Annotated in this window: 15 protein-coding genes and 3 tRNA genes; 10 read left to right on the forward strand and 8 right to left on the reverse strand. The window is 56.0% G+C overall.

What is annotated here, in order from left to right; translation table 11 throughout:
• Nucleotides 1-483: 483 nt before the first annotated feature.
• From BY447_RS13430 to BY447_RS13440, 3 genes are all read left to right on the forward strand, one after another.
• Nucleotides 484-1,872: an MFS transporter gene (locus BY447_RS13430; RefSeq protein WP_013356675.1), complete on the forward strand. Its 1,389-nt coding sequence runs from the start codon at nt 484-486 to the stop codon at nt 1,870-1,872.
• Nucleotides 1,873-1,959: 87 nt separating this feature from the next.
• Entirely contained in the window at nt 1,960-2,982 is a 1,023-nt protein-coding gene (locus BY447_RS13435) for a LacI family DNA-binding transcriptional regulator (protein WP_110331945.1), read from the forward strand.
• A gap of 11 nt (nt 2,983-2,993) precedes the next feature.
• The gene (locus BY447_RS13440) at nt 2,994-3,980 is read left to right on the forward strand and encodes a nucleoside hydrolase (protein ID WP_033781773.1); all 987 of its coding nucleotides are present in this window, start codon (nt 2,994-2,996) and stop codon (nt 3,978-3,980) included.
• Nucleotides 3,981-4,129: 149 nt separating this feature from the next.
• Here the strand turns inward: BY447_RS13440 and BY447_RS13445 are convergent, their stop codons facing one another.
• The 3 genes from BY447_RS13445 to BY447_RS13455 form a co-directional block, all read right to left on the reverse strand.
• Complete coding sequence (locus BY447_RS13445) at nt 4,130-4,594, reverse strand: YbaK/EbsC family protein (protein WP_013356678.1); 465 nt, start codon at nt 4,592-4,594, stop codon at nt 4,130-4,132.
• Between the two features lie 94 nt (nt 4,595-4,688).
• Nucleotides 4,689-5,483, reverse strand: a complete 795-nt coding sequence (gene fhuF, locus BY447_RS13450) for a siderophore-iron reductase FhuF (protein WP_041456616.1) — start codon at nt 5,481-5,483, stop codon at nt 4,689-4,691.
• A gap of 184 nt (nt 5,484-5,667) precedes the next feature.
• The gene (locus tag BY447_RS13455) at nt 5,668-6,765 is read right to left on the reverse strand and encodes a diguanylate cyclase (RefSeq protein WP_013356680.1); all 1,098 of its coding nucleotides are present in this window, start codon (nt 6,763-6,765) and stop codon (nt 5,668-5,670) included.
• A gap of 232 nt (nt 6,766-6,997) precedes the next feature.
• On the opposite strand from BY447_RS13455, the gene BY447_RS13460 reads away from it, so the two are divergent.
• A complete protein-coding gene (locus tag BY447_RS13460) occupies nt 6,998-7,282 on the forward strand; it encodes a DUF1435 domain-containing protein (protein ID WP_013356681.1) in 285 nt (94 codons plus the stop codon).
• 131 nt (nt 7,283-7,413) lie between these two features.
• Here the strand turns inward: BY447_RS13460 and BY447_RS13465 are convergent.
• The 4 genes from BY447_RS13465 to rsmC form a co-directional block, all read right to left on the reverse strand.
• Nucleotides 7,414-7,500, reverse strand: a tRNA-Leu gene (locus BY447_RS13465).
• A gap of 28 nt (nt 7,501-7,528) precedes the next feature.
• Nucleotides 7,529-7,615 (reverse strand) — tRNA-Leu (locus tag BY447_RS13470).
• Nucleotides 7,616-7,645: 30 nt separating this feature from the next.
• Nucleotides 7,646-7,732: transfer RNA gene (locus BY447_RS13475), tRNA-Leu, on the reverse strand.
• Nucleotides 7,733-7,883: 151 nt separating this feature from the next.
• On the reverse strand, nt 7,884-8,915 hold the full coding sequence (gene rsmC, locus BY447_RS13480; RefSeq protein WP_033731428.1) for a 16S rRNA (guanine(1207)-N(2))-methyltransferase RsmC: 1,032 nt from the start codon (nt 8,913-8,915) through the stop codon (nt 7,884-7,886).
• 106 nt (nt 8,916-9,021) lie between these two features.
• On the opposite strand from rsmC, the gene BY447_RS13485 reads away from it, so the two are divergent.
• The 3 genes from BY447_RS13485 to yjjG are packed head-to-tail and all read left to right on the forward strand — an operon-like array spanning nt 9,022 to nt 10,543.
• Nucleotides 9,022-9,432 carry a DNA polymerase III subunit psi gene (locus BY447_RS13485; RefSeq protein ID WP_033781781.1) on the forward strand — a complete coding sequence of 137 codons (411 nt, stop codon included), beginning with the start codon at nt 9,022-9,024 and terminating at the stop codon, nt 9,430-9,432.
• Complete coding sequence (gene rimI / locus BY447_RS13490; protein WP_013356684.1) at nt 9,404-9,844, forward strand: ribosomal protein S18-alanine N-acetyltransferase; 441 nt, start codon at nt 9,404-9,406, stop codon at nt 9,842-9,844. Before BY447_RS13485 ends, rimI begins: the two co-directional genes overlap by 29 nt.
• 18 nt (nt 9,845-9,862) lie before the next feature.
• Nucleotides 9,863-10,543 carry a pyrimidine 5'-nucleotidase gene (gene yjjG / locus BY447_RS13495; RefSeq protein ID WP_110331327.1) on the forward strand — a complete coding sequence of 227 codons (681 nt, stop codon included), beginning with the start codon at nt 9,863-9,865 and terminating at the stop codon, nt 10,541-10,543.
• A 327-nt stretch (nt 10,544-10,870) separates the two neighbouring features.
• Here yjjG and BY447_RS13500 read toward each other — a convergent pair whose 3' ends face one another.
• Nucleotides 10,871-11,521 (reverse strand): YtjB family periplasmic protein, encoded by a 651-nt coding sequence (locus BY447_RS13500; RefSeq protein WP_033781785.1) that lies wholly within the window; start codon nt 11,519-11,521, stop codon nt 10,871-10,873.
• A gap of 107 nt (nt 11,522-11,628) precedes the next feature.
• Here BY447_RS13500 and serB point away from each other — a divergent pair, with 107 nt between their 5' ends.
• The 3 genes from serB (at nt 11,629) to nadR (ending at nt 15,315) form a co-directional block, all read left to right on the forward strand.
• Nucleotides 11,629-12,606, forward strand: a complete 978-nt coding sequence (gene serB / locus BY447_RS13505) for a phosphoserine phosphatase (protein ID WP_110331328.1) — start codon at nt 11,629-11,631, stop codon at nt 12,604-12,606.
• Between the two features lie 13 nt (nt 12,607-12,619).
• Nucleotides 12,620-14,002, forward strand: coding sequence for a DNA repair protein RadA (gene radA, locus BY447_RS13510; protein WP_003854897.1), 1,383 nt, complete (start codon nt 12,620-12,622; stop codon nt 14,000-14,002).
• A gap of 71 nt (nt 14,003-14,073) precedes the next feature.
• Nucleotides 14,074-15,315: a multifunctional transcriptional regulator/nicotinamide-nucleotide adenylyltransferase/ribosylnicotinamide kinase NadR gene (gene nadR, locus BY447_RS13515; protein ID WP_013356688.1), complete on the forward strand. Its 1,242-nt coding sequence runs from the start codon at nt 14,074-14,076 to the stop codon at nt 15,313-15,315.
• The last annotated feature ends 24 nt before the right edge of the window (nt 15,316-15,339 follow it).

The raw sequence follows: 15,339 nt of genomic DNA on the forward strand, positions 1-15,339 counted from the left end.
TGTGCGACAACAGAACCCGATGAAAGGATTTTAGCTCCGCTTATAACGCTTAATGATTAGAGAAAATGCTAACTTACCGCGCAGAGTGATTTTTTATTGTGCGATATAGTGGAGTTAACTGGCTGAATTTGCGCTGAAAATGTGTGATGACGCAATGTGATAGTGAAGTTTTACTAACAATTTGCGCCGGGATCTCTTGATTTATCTACGCGCGTAGATACACTAGGTCCCCAGTGATTGCTCACGGTGCGATGCACAGCAGGCTCCATTGATTGTTAAGTTACATTCGCTCAGTTTAAGCGACCGGTGAAAAATACATCGGCGAAACGGGGCGAAGAACAAGATTCCAACACCAGGGAATCCTTTAACCTTTCATCATGGTTAGTCAACTGAACGTCGCCACCGGGGGAATTCCGCTTTCATCAGGGAATCGACCCATGGACGGGCGTTTATCAATCTGCATACTCATTCAGGGATAGGGTTATGACGGCACACAATTCCGTTAAGCAGCAGGCATCACTGTCTTCCACCTCAGCCGCCGACGAGCGGTTTAACACTTCTTCAGGCCGCAAAGATTTCTGGCGCGCCACTTTCTCATGCTGGCTCGGAACGGCAATGGAGTACGCGGATTTCGCGCTCTACGGTCTGGCTGCCGGTATCATCTTTGGCGACGTATTCTTTCCGGAATCGACTCCCGCAATGGCACTGCTCTCCAGCTTTGCTACCTGGTCAGTCGGCTTTGTTGCCCGGCCTATCGGCGCACTCTTTTTCGGCTGGCTCGGCGACCGCAAAGGCCGAAAGGTCGTGATGATCTCCACCATCATTCTGATGGGCGCTTCCACCACCTTTATCGGCTTAATACCGAGCTATGCCGCGATTGGTGTCTGGGCTCCGGCCTGTCTGGTGCTGCTGCGCTTTACCCAGGGTTTCGGCGCGGGCGCAGAGTTATCGGGCGGCACGGTGATGCTGGGTGAATATGCGCCCGTTAAGCGTCGTGGCCTGGTTTCATCCGTTATTGCTCTGGGGTCTAACAGCGGTACGTTGCTGGCCTCGCTGGTCTGGCTGCTGGTAGTGCAGATGGATCAGCAGAGCCTGCTGGAGTGGGGCTGGCGTATTCCCTTCCTCAGCAGTGCGCTAATTGCCCTTGTTGCGCTGTGGATTCGACGTCACCTGCGTGAAACGCCAGTGTTTGAGCGCAGGAAAGCGGAAATGGAAGCGGAACGTGCAGGCGTACTGGCCGCGCCAGTCGTGGACTCGCGTCCTTTCTTCCAGCGTACCCGCGCTTTCTGGACCATGATAGGTTTGCGCATCGGCGAAAATGGCCCTTCTTATCTGGCTCAGGGCTTCATGGTGGGTTATGTCGCGAAGGTGCTGATGGTGGATAAGTCCGTACCGACGACGGCGGTGTTCCTTGCCTCACTGCTGGGCTTCCTGATTATTCCGTTTGCGGGCTGGCTCTCTGATCGTTTTGGTCGCCGGATCGTTTATCGCGTCTTCTGCCTGTTACTGATGATCTACGCCTGGCCCGCCTTTACGCTGCTGGACACGCGTGAACCGATGCTGGTGATCCCGGTTATCGTGGTCGGTATGGCGCTGGCGTCACTGGGCATTTATGGAGTGCAGGCGGCATGGGGCGTGGAAATGTTCGGCGTTCAACATCGCTACACCAAAATGGCGGTGGCCAAAGAGCTTGGCTCGATTTTATCCGGCGGCACAGCGCCGCTTATTGCCGCTGCTATGCTCTCTTATACCGGTCACTGGTGGCCGATTGCGGTCTACTTCTCGGCAATGGCCGCCATTGGATTCTTTACCACTTTTGTCGCTCCTGAGACGCGAGGGCGGAATCTCAATCTGCCTGAAGATGCCATCTAGATTTACCTGAAGGTGCCGTCTGCCAGGAGAGAGCGATAAACAGCAGGCCGTGTAAAGCGGCCTGTTTTTTTTATGGAGGAACGTGATGTGCCTAAGTCGTTAACGGGAAAAGTGACCCGCAGTGAAGTTGCGAAAGCGGCAGGCACCTCAGTGGCAGTCGTCAGTTATGTCATCAATAACGGGCCTCGTCCGGTCGCTGAGGCGACCCGTCAGCGGGTACTGGAGGCGATTAAAGCCACCGGTTACCGGCCCAATGCAGCAGCACGCGCGCTGGCCTCCGGCAACACCAAAACGTTTGGGCTGGTGGTGCCCAACATCGGCAATCCCTTCGTGGCGTCAATGGCGCACGTGTTGTTGCAGGAGTCGATGAACCACGGTCACGTCATGCTGCTGGGTGATGCAGGTGATGACCGCAAACGCGAACTGGAGTTAATTCAGGGGCTGCTCAATCGGCAGGTCGATGGTCTGTTTTACAATAGCGTCGATCGCCATCCTTACATCGACCTGATTAAAGCCAGCGGAACGCCACTGGTGATGCTGGAGCGGGTTGACCCTCAGCCGGGCGTGAACATGCTGCGGGTCAATGAGCGTCAGGCCGCGTGGCAGGTGACGGCACATCTGTTGAGTCACGGTTATCAGCAGGTAGGGATCATCAGCGGCCCGGTCGATATGCTCAACGCACAGGATCGTATTCAGGGCTGGCGCGATGCCATGCACGATCGTGGCCTGCCGATTGATGAGTCGCTGATGTTCCCCGCCAGCTACACCCCACAGGGCGGCTACGAGGCGGCACAAACCATGATCGCCCGCGGCTGTGTGCCTCGTGCGTTGTTTACCAGCAATGAAGGTCAGGCGATTGGCGCGCTTCGCGCCTTTTCCGAACATCACCTTCGCGTGCCGCAGGATGTGGCACTGGTCTGCTTTAACGGGACCAATCACTCGTCGTTTCATGTTCCGACATTAACGACCGTGCGCCAGCCACTGCGTGAGATGGCACGTTCTGCGATTCAGATGCTGAAAGAGGGGCAAAGCGAAGCGCAATTAAAGGAGTTTCCACACTATCTTGAAATTGGTGAATCCTGCGGCTGTCAGCCGCAAAGTCAGAGTTAATTTATAAAAATATGAAAAGAATCATTATTGATTGCGATCCCGGCAATGGGATCGCGGGTGCCAACACCGATGATGGGCTGGCGATTGCGCTGGCCTTAGCTTCACCAGCCCTGTCGCTGGAATTGATCACTACCGTAGCGGGTAACACGCCATGTGACGTGGGTGCACGCGTTGCCAAAGATCTGATCGTCCGGCTGGGATTATCTATCCCGGTCGTACAGGGCGCGACGCAGGCGTTACAGGAAGATCCTGCGCCATGGCGCGAGACGCTGGATCATCGGGTCAATCAGCTTGCGCTGGAAAAACTCTGGCAGGATGTGCGTCAGCCAGCCGATATTGCGGCGGATGCGTTTGATGCGGCTGACGCTATCGGCAAACTGATTTGCGACAATCCGGGCGAGATTACACTGGTAGCAATTGGTCCGCTGACGAATGTGGCGCTGGCGATGCAGCGCTATCCCGCCATGGCAGAATCGGTGGCGGAAATTGTGATCATGGGCGGCGTCTTCTCGCTGGATGATTACATCAAAGACACCAATTTTGGTCTGGATCCCGAGGCGGCGCATCAGGTGTTGTACAGCGGTGCTGCGGTAACACTGGTGCCGATGGATGTCACCACGCAGACGCTGCTGACCCAGCAGGATCTGACACGTCTCACCGCGGCCGATCATCCGCTGACCGAATTTGTACGCGACACGCTGCGCCCGTGGATCGACTATTCAATGGAAACCCGTCAGCTGGCAGGATGCTGGATCCACGATGCGCTGGTGGTCGCCTGGTTGCTGAATCAGCGAGTCGCCTCGGGTATCGATTACCGGGTTGATATCGAACTACGTCCCGGTGCGACGCGTGGCAAAAGCTGGCGTTATCGTCAGCCGCTTCGGCTCACTGTCGGTGTGCCTGATCACTGCGGTGCATCGGTGCATGTGCTGCATAGCGTCGATAACACGCTGCTGTTGTCGATCATCGAACAGGCATTTAAGCGCCTGACATCCTGAAGTCATGGGCGATTAACTGCGCCCGCTTACTGCGCGTGATTAACTGCCATGATGGGGCGGTGATTATCATCGGCTGATAAAATCTGTCAGGTTGTCAGCAGCATTCGGGCGCAGGCAGAAATGCAGGGTTTGTGAGCCGATGCAAAGCGTTAAATCGCTTCGCATACGTCGATCCAGCGGGCGTTAGTCAGTTCAGCCATCTGCTGTGGCGAGATGCGGACGGCGCTGTGGATAGCGCCAGCGGCGGGCAGGACTTCTTCAAAGCTGCGCAGTGAAACATCACAGTAGACGGTCAGCGGATTCTCCAGACCGAACGGACAGACGCCGCCCACCGGGTGGCCGGTCCAGTTAATCACCTCGTCGACGCTCAGCATCCGCGCTTTCGCGCCCAGCGCCGCTTTCAGCTTGCGATTATCCAGCCGGGCATCGCCGCGTGTCACAATCAGCACCACGTCGTTTTTCACTTTCAGTGACAGGGTCTTGGCAATCTCTCCTGGCGTCACGCCATGGGCACGTGCAGCCATCCCGACCGTTGCAGTGCTTTCTGCCAGCTCAATAATTTCAATTTCAGGGGCGTGTTCGGCAAAGAACTGGCGCACGGACTCCAGACTCATCTTTCTCTCCAGGCTGATCGAAGGCGTAAAAATTGCCACAAGCCTCAGTGCCTGTAAACGAGATAAACGGAGAATTCGCTGTAATTAAGTCTGTTTAGCTGCCGCTCAGGGTGCAGTTGCCGCATTGTTCGACATCAGGGATGCGATAACGCTGGCAGCAGCTGCGACGGACCAGTTCGCCATTACGCGGGATCATGGTGCGGTAGAGTGGGTTTTCGCTGCCATCCAGCAGCCGCTGGTTGAAGAACAGCGCCTGCTCCAGTTGCAGGATCAGCGCCTCATCGATCTGGCTTTTCAGCTCACCCAGGAACCACTGGAATGAGTAGCCCATGTTGTTCCAGATGAGTCGGGCGTTGATATCACCATGCTGCGTAATACCCTTGACCACCGGGATCAGATGCTGCTGAATCAGCCGGTCGATGCGCTGCAGGGAATTAAGATAGCGCGCTTCTTCATCTTCCTGCACATCGATCCAGAACGTGGCCGGATGGCCATTCTCATGAAATCCGACGCGAATATGCTCAGGCGAGCAGTCCAGCGCACGCGACTCCTGCAACAACGCCATGATGAGCGGAGGCAGTAGCAGGCCAAAATACCATTGTGCCCAGAGTGACAGCACCGGTTTCGCTTCACGAACGGCATCAGGATGATCGCGATAAAGATAATCGCTATAGCGCTGGATTAGCGGGGCAAAGGCCTCTGATTCCGACCAGGCGGCAAGCGTCAGCGTATCGCGCGGAGCAGACTGGCTGAACTTCGTTGATTCAAGCAGATAGCTGCGCTGTTGCTGCAGCCGCTCATGCAGACTTTCCGCCAGCGGGCGGTCATTCTGCCGGAAGATCATCGACTGAGCGCTAAAACGCTGTTCCTGAGCTGAAGCAGTTGCCATGACGACTCGCAGAAAGTGTAGATAAGAAAGCAAATGATAATCGTTATTGATTAACTCTACAAGTCGTGTAAAAAATCGTCGCTGCTGGCGGGAAAACGGCGGGGGTTGAGAGCGGTCATCAGGACAGCCAGAGCAGCACATCGCTCGCCACTGTTCCGGTCAGCAACGACCGCGTTATGCTTACTCAGGCATGTTCGCTGGAGGTCTGAGGCTGCTGTCGGGGCAAATCTTCCCAGGCGAGAATGGTATTGCGACCCTGATTTTTAGCCACATATAACGCGCTGTCCGCATTGGCGACCGCCAGATCGAACTCATTATCATAAATGGGCGCGATACCCGCACTGATAGTCACGTGGGTGGAAACGGTCTCATTGAAAAGGTGAGGGATTTCTAAATCCAGCACATACTGGCGGATTCGCTCTGCCAGCTTCATGGCGATCGAACTGTTCACATTGGTCATCAGCACCAGAAACTCTTCGCCGCCATAGCGGGTGACGACATCGCGCGAACGCACCGCATCACGAATCGCGACAGAGACCCGCGCCAGTGCCTGATCGCCCATCGCATGCCCATAATTATCGTTGTAGGCCTTGAAGTGGTCGATATCCAGCAGCAGCACGTAGTGGCTGCCGGCGTGGTTTTCCAGAATATTATCGAGCCGGTTCTTCAGGCCGCGGCGGTTATAGAGTCCGGTCAGCGGATCGAGCATGCTGAGGTCACTGAATGTCTCTTTCTCTTCATAAAGCTGATGCATCAGGCGCAGGGTAAAGTTGTCGGCACGGCGGCGCATCAGATGCTGCAGCGAGAAACCGATCAGAGGCAGGATGATGGTCAGCAGGATCAGCGGCAGATGCTGTCCATTGTCGAGCAGTAATACGGTGAAGACCGGCGGCGCGACGTGCAGACAAAATGCACCCAGATAATCGCTCAGGGCGATAGCACTGATAAATAACACACTGATCAAACTGATAATAAGAAAGCCACCATCAAAATAGAACACCTGATGAAAGCGATAATTAATGTGCCAGGCCCAGAGCATGCCCAGCAGTAGTGCCACAGGATTTAACAGGGGAAGTTTTAGTCTGGGCCATATTAAATAGGTAATTAACATGATGCCGCTAAAAGCAGCCACACAAATTACCGGCAGTGTCGCGTCATTGGTCTCATTGCTCATTACAGGCAGCAGATAAAATAGCGAAACGGCGATATTTAAAAAGAGAAAAAGCATCACTGAAAGCCGGTATTTACTCTGTTTCAGTTCTTCATATGATTGTAATTTCATTATAAATACTCGTGACGGCCCTGAAATACCAAAGCGCAAGCCGGCAAAAAAAAGATTCTGCCAGAGAGTGAGCAAATTATTGCTGTTGCTGTTATTAAAAGTGTTATCGGCCGCAATCTAGCATTTTCCAACTGGTCTGTCATCTTCGTTGCCGGACGTGACAAAAACAGGCTGCAAGGCCGTTAAAACTGACATATGATAATGGGAATGCTTATCATTTGAGGTTTGCGTCATGGGGATAGCGATTATTGCGGCCTGCGGCCTGTGGGGAGTCAGCTGGGCATTGGGTAAAAAACTGGATAGCGCGTGGGGCGTATTGCTGCCCTGCATCGCACTGCCGCTGTTCGCCTTATGGGAACCGAGCTTCAGTCAGTGGCGGATGGTCATGACGGTGGCGCTGCTGCTGACTGTCGTGATGCTGTTTAATCAGCGTCTGCGACACTATCTGCTGTTGCCATCCTGCCTGGCATTAGCGGGTGGCCTGGCGGCGATCTCTGTGAATTTTCATCTGATTTAATCGAGGCGAAGAGGGTGAAATCGACGTGCCGGGTGAGCTAAAGCGAGCTGAAAACTAAAATGAGCAGGGGATAAAACGGTACTGCAAGGGAAGCAAAAGGACATTGCGGGGAAAACAGAGGATGACAACGTTGGTGCGAAGAGAGGGACTTGAACCCTCACGTCCGTTAAGACACTAACACCTGAAGCTAGCGCGTCTACCAATTCCGCCACCTTCGCATCGAGTTGTCTGTTCATATCACCGCAATGGTGCGAAGAGAGGGACTTGAACCCTCACGTCCGTTAAGACACTAACACCTGAAGCTAGCGCGTCTACCAATTCCGCCACCTTCGCGCAGTGCTCGCGATATGAAACATGTGATTTTGGTGCGAAGAGAGGGACTTGAACCCTCACGTCCGTTAGGACACTAACACCTGAAGCTAGCGCGTCTACCAATTCCGCCACCTTCGCATACCCGTAACACCCTGAGAATGTTACAACCACGGAGGCGCATTCTAGAGATTTTACTCTTTGCGTCAACAACTATTTCGTCGGGCTGAAACGATCGCTGTAAAAAGCAACGTTTTCAGCCCGGCAACGCCATTAACGCCGGGAAAAGCGCTTAGCGCGTTTTGGCTCCGCGACCGTAAACAGCGCGATAAACTTTAAAACGACCGGTCTGTGCGATGACTTCGTGACTGCCGAAGGCTTCATCCAGCGCCTGCGGGTAGGGCAGGAAGGTGTTCGCCACAATACGCAACTCGCCGCCGGTGTTCAGGTGTTTCACTGCGCCACGGATCAGCGCCTGGGCGGCGTCGAGGCTGGTCTGGGTACCTTCATGGAACGGCGGGTTCGAGATAATCATGTCGAAACGACCCGTCACGTCAGAGAAGACGTTACTGGCGAAGACTTCGCCCTCGATGCCATTGGCGGCCAGCGTCAATTTACTCGCTTCAATCGCAGCCGCGTGCACGTCACACAGCCACAGACGCACTTTAGGCGAACGGGCCGGCAGAGAGGCGGCAATCACGCCTGCGCCACAGCCCATATCCAGCACTTTACCTTTGGTATGCGGAGTAAAGGTCGAGAGCAGCAGGGCACTGCCGCTGTCCAGGCCGTCACGGCTGAAGACGCCAGGCAGGGTATGAATCGTCAGACCATCCAGCTGATACTGATGACCAAAGCTGCTGGCATCAAACTCAGGCTGTTTGTCCAGGCGACCATGGTAGAGACCACAGCGACGCGCGCTGTCGATTTTTTCCAGTTTCACCCACGACTCCACCATGCCTTCGGCACTGCGCACGCCGCTGCGGTTTTCACCGACAACGAATACGTCACAGCCGACCGGCAGCAGAGAGAGCAGGTTCTGCAGCTGGAACTGCACTTCCGGCTTATTCTTGGTCCAGAAGTAGACCAGCGTATCGCAGCCCTGCACATCTTCTGCCTGCGCAACCATGCCGTAACGCGCCTGCTCGCCCATACGGCGACTCAGGTTTTGCCAGTGATGATATTGCTGGGTGTGAACGCGCGACGAGGCGGTTTCCAGCTGAGCGGGCAGGTCATCCTGCAGATCGCCAGCAAATAAAACATGGCGGGCGGTAAATTCATCACTGTGGCGCAGAATGACTTCGCTGGCCGGGGTTAAAGCAGACATGTAGGGCTCCTGTAAGATCTGAGCGGGGATTATAGTGGTTTGTTGGCGCATGTTCGATGGGTTTGCTAGCATAGCGTCGCATTCAGGCAGCAGAACAGGTAACACCATGACGTCCAGGCGCGACTGGCTTTTACAGCAAATGGGAATTACACAGTACCAGCTGCGCCGCCCGCGCGTGCTTCAGGGCGAAATTGCCGTCACGCTGGCACCGGACACGCAGTTAATTATTGTCGCTGACGCGCCGCCCGGTCTGCATGAACCGCTGATGCGCGACGTGCTGCATGCTCTCAACCTGCAACCCGCTCAGGTGATGACGGTGACGCCGGATCAGCTGCAAATGCTGCCGGAGACGCTGAACTGCGCGGGCTGGCTGCTCGGCGTAGAGAGTGAACAGCCTTTTAATGGCGTGGCTTTAACCAGCGCCTCTTTCAATGAACTGATCAGTAGCGGCGTCGCCAAACGCGCGCTCTGGCAACAGATGTGTAACCATGACAGCCATCTCTTTACTCACCCCTGACGATCTGGCGCAGGCCTACGCCATTGAGTGTCGTAGTCACGCGTTTCCCTGGAGTGAAAAGACGTTTGCCAGCAATCAGGGCGAGCGCTTTATCAATTTACGTCTCGATGTCGACGGCAAAATGGCCGCTTTTGCCATTACCCAGGTGGTGCTGGACGAAGCCTCGCTGTTTAACATCGCGGTCGATCCCGCCTTTCAGCGCCGGGGACTGGGCCGCCAGCTGTTGCAGCATCTGATCGATGAACTGATCAAACGCGACGTGCTGACGCTGTGGCTGGAAGTGCGGGCCTCGAACCTGCCCGCCATCGCGCTCTATGAGCAGCTTGGATTCAATCAGGTCAGTCGTCGCCCCAATTATTATCCCACCGCCAGCGGCCGTGAAGATGCCATTCTCATGGCCCTGACGCCGTAGTGGTGTTAAGGAGTTTTAATGTCAGATAACTGGGATTGCATCCTGTTTGATGCGGACGATACCCTTTTTCATTTCGATGCCTATGCCGGTTTACAGCGCCTGTTCGCGGGTTATGACGTGCAGTTCACTGACCAGGATTACAGCGATTATCAGGCGATCAACAAACCGCTGTGGGTCGATTATCAGAACGGCACCATTTCAGCATTACAGCTGCAGACTCAGCGTTTTAACCACTGGAGCGAAAAGCTCAGCGTTGCGCCAGAGCTCCTTAACAGCGGCTTTCTCACCGCAATGGGGGAGATCTGCACGCCGCTGCCGGGTGCGGTCAGTCTGATGAATCAACTGCATGGCCGGGTAAAGATGGGGATCATTACCAACGGCTTTACCGCGCTGCAGCAGACGCGTCTGGAGCGCACCGGTTTCCGTGATTACTTCTCGGCGCTGGTGATCTCTGAGCAGGTCGGCGTGCCAAAACCGGCGGCAGAGATCTTTGATTACGCGCTGGATCTGATGGGCAATCCGGATCGTCAGCGGGTGCTGATGGTGGGTGATACGCCAGAATCAGACATTCTGGGCGGCATGAATGCTGGTGTGAAAACCTGCTGGCTCGATCATGGCACCCGGCCACTGCCGGAACATATCAAACCGACCTGGCAGGTCAAATCGCTGAGTGAACTGGAAGCGCTGTTGATCGGCTGATGGAAGCTGCCTCGCAAATCCGCAACTTTCCAATAAAAAAGGCCCGCACAGCGGGCCTTTTCCATTTTTGACAAACTCAGTCCGGGCCAGCGGTAAGATCGAGTCTGCGAAGGAAACACGGTCAGATCGGAAAGTCGCTTAAACCATCCCTGACCGCTCGGCCCGCGCCGTCCCTGGCGCGGGACGCTTTCCTCCTCTGCCCGTATTCCCTGCGCATTCAGCTTATTCATTGCGGTCATACAAACCCGGATTTTGTTTTTTGAGCAGTATAAAAAAGGCCCGCTGTGCGGGCCTTTCTCGTTTTATCTTCAGCGCAGCGCAGGCGCGCTACGGTTTCTTCTCGTCGTCATCATCCCGGTCCTCTTTCACCGGGGTGCTGGCGGTAAGCAGAAACGGCGACTGCTGCCAGCGGGTGCGGCGATGACGCAGCAGAGTGCGGGAGAGAATAATGCCGATCGCCAGCGCCAGCAGCATCATCAGACGCAGAATATTGGTGGTGTTATCGACCTGATGTGAGTCGGTGACCAGTACGTGGGTATCCAGCGTTACGCGCAGAAAGCCCAGCGGGCCATCGTTTCCGGCCAGCGGCTGCACAATCTGGTGGTTGAAATAGCTGCCCGCGCGCTTGCCGTCGAGCGCCAGCCGGTCACGGACATTGATGTTTTCACCGCTGTGCGCCACCAGGCTGCCGTCGCCGTCATACACGGACGCATCCAGAATACGGCTGTTCGCCGTCATCTGATTAAGAATGGCTTCAATCTGATTCCGGTTATTTTCACTGTTGTCCATCAACGGTTTAAGGCTGAATGCCACCTGGCTGGTCAGCGTATGCGCCAGCTCCTCGACCTGCTCAGAACGCGCCGTCTGATGGCCGAGACTGAACCAGGAGGCGCCCTGCATCAGCACGACCAGCAGCGCCATCGAGATAAGAACGATCACGGTACGATGTAAGCGAAATTTCAGTGCGGTTTTAGCCATTAATCATCCGGGTCATATCACAACAGAAAGCCTGGAGATTATGTTGCCAGAAGCGGCGCAGACAAGGTAGCCTCTTGCGTGGTTTTGTTGTCCCTACAGGAGCTCTGATGCCAAATCGTTTAACCTGGTGCGATCTTCCCGCCGATGTCTCCCTCTGGCCGGGTTTGCCCCTTTCTCTTAGCGGTGATGAAGTGATGCCGCTGGATTATCGCGCTGGCCGCACCGGCTGGCTGCTGTATGGCCGCGGGCTGGATAAGCAACGGCTGACCGATTACCAGCACCAGCTGGGTGCGGCGATGGTGATCGTCAGCGCCTGGAACGTCGATGAGTATCAGGTGATTCGCCTGGCGGGATCGCTGACGCCATTTGCCAGCAAGCTGGCGCACGACGCCGGGCTGGACGTAGCGCCGCTGGGCAAAATCCCGCATCTCAAAACGCCGGGCTTGCTGGTCATGGATATGGACTCCACCGCGATTCAGATCGAATGCATCGACGAGATTGCTAAACTGGCGGGCTGCGGCGAGCAGGTCGCGGAAGTGACGGAACGCGCAATGCGCGGCGAACTCGACTTCACCGCCAGCCTGCGTCAGCGCGTCGCCACGCTACAGGGTGCGGACGCCAATATTCTCAAACAGGTGCGCGATGCGCTGCCGCTGATGCCAGGCTTAACGACGCTGACGCAGAAACTGCAGGCGCTGGGCTGGCAGATTGCCATCGCATCTGGCGGCTTTACCTACTACGCCGACTACCTGCGCGACAAGCTGCACCTGTCGGCGGTGGTGGCCAATGAACTCGAAATTCGCGACGGCAAACTGACCGGCAACGTGCTGGGTCCGATTGTCGACGCACAATACAAAGCCGATACCCTGAAGAAGCTGGCGGAGCGTTTTAATATCGCGCCGGAACAGACGGTGGCGATCGGCGATGGTGCCAATGACCTGCTGATGATCAAAGCCTCAGCGCTGGGCATTGCGTTCCATGCTAAACCTAAGGTGAATGAGCAGACCGCGGTCACCATTCGCCATGCCGATTTAATGGGGGTGTTCTGCATCCTCACCGGCAGCCTGATTCACGAAGAGCGTTAACTGAGGTATTGATTTGGCCAAAGCGGCAAAACGCGCATTTGTCTGTAACGAATGTGGCGCAGATTACCCACGCTGGCAGGGGCAATGCAGCGCCTGTCACGCCTGGAACACCATCACCGAGGTGCGCATCGCTGCCTCGCCTGCTGCTGCGCGTAACGAGCGCCTGAGTGGCTATGCCGGCAGCGCCGGAACCAGCCGGGTGCAGAAGCTCTCTGAAATCAGCCTGGAGGCGTTACCGCGCTTCTCGACCAGCTTCAAAGAGTTTGACCGCGTGCTGGGCGGCGGCGTCGTACCGGGCAGCGCTATTCTGATTGGCGGCAGTCCGGGCGCGGGCAAATCCACGCTGCTGCTGCAGGTGATGTGCCGGTTGTCAGAAGGGATGAAAACCCTTTACGTAACCGGTGAAGAGTCACTGCAACAGGTGGCGATGCGCGCCCATCGTCTGGGATTACCCACCGAAAATGTGAATATGCTGTCGGAAACCAGCATTGAGCAGATCTGCCTGATCGCCGAGCAGGAGCAACCGCAACTGATGGTGATCGACTCGATCCAGGTGATGCACATGGCGGAGATCCAGTCATCGCCGGGCAGCGTGGCTCAGGTACGGGAAACCGCTGCTTACCTGACGCGCTTCGCCAAAACGCGCGGCGTGGCGATCATCATGGTCGGCCACGTCACCAAAGATGGCTCGCTGGCCGGGCCGAAGGTGCTGGAGCACTGCATCGACTGTTCGGTGCTGCTGGATGGCGATGCCGATTCCCGCTTCCGCACCCTGCGCAGCCATAAAAACCGCTTCGGCGCGGTGAATGAGCTGGGTGTGTTTGCCATGACCGAGCAGGGCATGCGTGAAGTCAGCAATCCATCCGCTATTTTCCTGTCGCGTGGCGAAGAGGTCACCTCGGGCAGTTCGGTCATGGTGCTGTGGGAGGGAACGCGTCCGCTGCTGGTGGAGATTCAGGCGCTGGTCGATCACTCAATGATGGGCAATCCGCGTCGCGTGGCGGTGGGTCTGGAGCAGAACCGTCTGGCGATTCTGCTGGCCGTTTTACACCGCCACGGCGGATTGCAGATGGCGGATCAGGATGTGTTCGTCAATGTGGTCGGCGGCGTTAAAGTCACCGAAACCAGTGCGGATCTGGCGCTGATGCTGTCGATGGTGTCGAGCCTGCGCGATCGTCCACTGCCACAGGATCTGGTGATCTTCGGCGAAGTGGGACTGGCCGGTGAGATCCGTCCGGTGCCCAGTGGTCAGGAGCGCATCTCTGAAGCAGCGAAGCATGGCTTCAAACGCGCCATTGTACCGGCGGGGAATGCACCCAAAAAACCGATTGCCGGGATGCAGGTTTTCAGCGCGAAGAAGCTGGCCGATGCGCTGGCGATTCTGGACGATCTGTAACGCGCCTGCGGCCAGCCTGCGTCGCGGGCTGGCCGCTCCCACCTTAACCGCATTGATGCAGGAGGCACGACATGTCGTCGTTTGATTATCTGAAAACGGCCATTCGCCAGCAGGGCCATACGCTGCAACAGGTGGCTGATGCCAGCGGCATGACCAAAGGCTATCTGAGCCAGTTGCTCAATGCCAAAATTAAAAGCCCCAGCGCGCAAAAGCTGGAGGCGCTGCACCGCTTTCTGGGCCTGGAGTTTCCGCGCCGCGATAAAACAGTAGGCGTGGTATTTGGTAAGTTTTATCCGCTGCATACCGGCCATATCTATCTGATTCAGCGCGCCTGTAGCCAGGTGGATGAGCTGCACATCATCATGGGTTATGACGAGCCGCGCGATCGCGAGCTGTTTGAGAACAGCGCGATGTCACAGCAGCCGACGGTCAGCGATCGCCTGCGCTGGCTGCTGCAGACCTTTAAGTATCAGAAAAATATCCGCATTCACGCCTTTGATGAGGAGGGGATCGAACCTTATCCGCACGGCTGGGATGTCTGGAGTCAAGGCGTCAGCGCGTTTCTCAGCGAGCACGGCATTGCGCCGGACTGCATCTACACCAGCGAAGCGCCCGATGCGGAGATGTACCAGCAGCACCTGGGCATTCAGACCGTGCTGGTCGATCCTAACCGGTCCTTTATGAGCATCAGCGGCGCGCAGATTCGTCAGGATCCGTTCCGCTTCTGGGATTACATTCCCACGGAAGTGAAACCGTTCTTTGTGCGCACCGTGGCGATCCTTGGCGGAGAGTCGAGCGGTAAATCGACGCTGGTGAATAAACTCGCCAACATCTTCAATACCACCAGTGCCTGGGAATATGGCCGCGATTATGTCTTTTCCCATCTGGGCGGTGATGAAATGGCGCTGCAATATTCCGATTACGACAAGATCGCGCTGGGCCAGGCGCAGTACATCGATTTCGCCGTCAAATATGCCAACAAAGTGGCGTTTATCGACACCGACTTTGTCACCACGCAGGCGTTTTGTCTCAAGTATGAAGGGCGTGAACATCCGTTTGTGCAGGCGCTGATCGATGAATATCGTTTTGATCTGGTGATCCTGCTGGAGAACAATGTGCCCTGGGTCGCGGATGGCTTGCGCAGCCTGGGCAGTTCAGTGGATCGACGGGAGTTTCAGTCGATGCTGGTCACGATGCTGCGGGAAAACAACATCGAATTCCTGCACGTGAAGGAAGATGATTATGACACCCGCTTCCTGCGCTGCATTGAACTGGTGAAAGCGATGCTGGGCGAGAAAAACGCCCAGTCGTAACGCATGCATTGGCCCGGTCTACCG

Origin of the sequence: Pantoea sp. JKS000250, from assembly GCF_003201065.1 — a bacterium.
GTDB lineage: Bacteria > Pseudomonadota > Gammaproteobacteria > Enterobacterales > Enterobacteriaceae > Pantoea > Pantoea vagans.

What these genes read in the sequence shown, in the direction of transcription:
- rsmC (WP_033731428.1), bottom strand. Translation starts at nt 8,915, where the DNA reads ATGTCTGCTTTAACCCCGGCCAGCGAAGTCATTCTGCGCCACAGTGAT.
- BY447_RS13500 (WP_033781785.1), bottom strand. Translation starts at nt 11,521, where the DNA reads ATGGCTAAAACCGCACTGAAATTTCGCTTACATCGTACCGTGATCGTT.
- yjjG (WP_110331327.1), top strand. Translation starts at nt 9,863, where the DNA reads ATGTCAGATAACTGGGATTGCATCCTGTTTGATGCGGACGATACCCTT.
- BY447_RS13485 (WP_033781781.1), top strand. Translation starts at nt 9,022, where the DNA reads ATGACGTCCAGGCGCGACTGGCTTTTACAGCAAATGGGAATTACACAG.
- BY447_RS13460 (WP_013356681.1), top strand. Translation starts at nt 6,998, where the DNA reads ATGGGGATAGCGATTATTGCGGCCTGCGGCCTGTGGGGAGTCAGCTGG.
- BY447_RS13445 (WP_013356678.1), bottom strand. Translation starts at nt 4,594, where the DNA reads ATGAGTCTGGAGTCCGTGCGCCAGTTCTTTGCCGAACACGCCCCTGAA.
- BY447_RS13440 (WP_033781773.1), top strand. Translation starts at nt 2,994, where the DNA reads ATGAAAAGAATCATTATTGATTGCGATCCCGGCAATGGGATCGCGGGT.
- rimI (WP_013356684.1), top strand. Translation starts at nt 9,404, where the DNA reads ATGACAGCCATCTCTTTACTCACCCCTGACGATCTGGCGCAGGCCTAC.
- BY447_RS13455 (WP_013356680.1), bottom strand. Translation starts at nt 6,765, where the DNA reads ATGAAATTACAATCATATGAAGAACTGAAACAGAGTAAATACCGGCTT.
- BY447_RS13430 (WP_013356675.1), top strand. Translation starts at nt 484, where the DNA reads ATGACGGCACACAATTCCGTTAAGCAGCAGGCATCACTGTCTTCCACC.
- fhuF (WP_041456616.1), bottom strand. Translation starts at nt 5,483, where the DNA reads ATGGCAACTGCTTCAGCTCAGGAACAGCGTTTTAGCGCTCAGTCGATG.
- serB (WP_110331328.1), top strand. Translation starts at nt 11,629, where the DNA reads ATGCCAAATCGTTTAACCTGGTGCGATCTTCCCGCCGATGTCTCCCTC.
- nadR (WP_013356688.1), top strand. Translation starts at nt 14,074, where the DNA reads ATGTCGTCGTTTGATTATCTGAAAACGGCCATTCGCCAGCAGGGCCAT.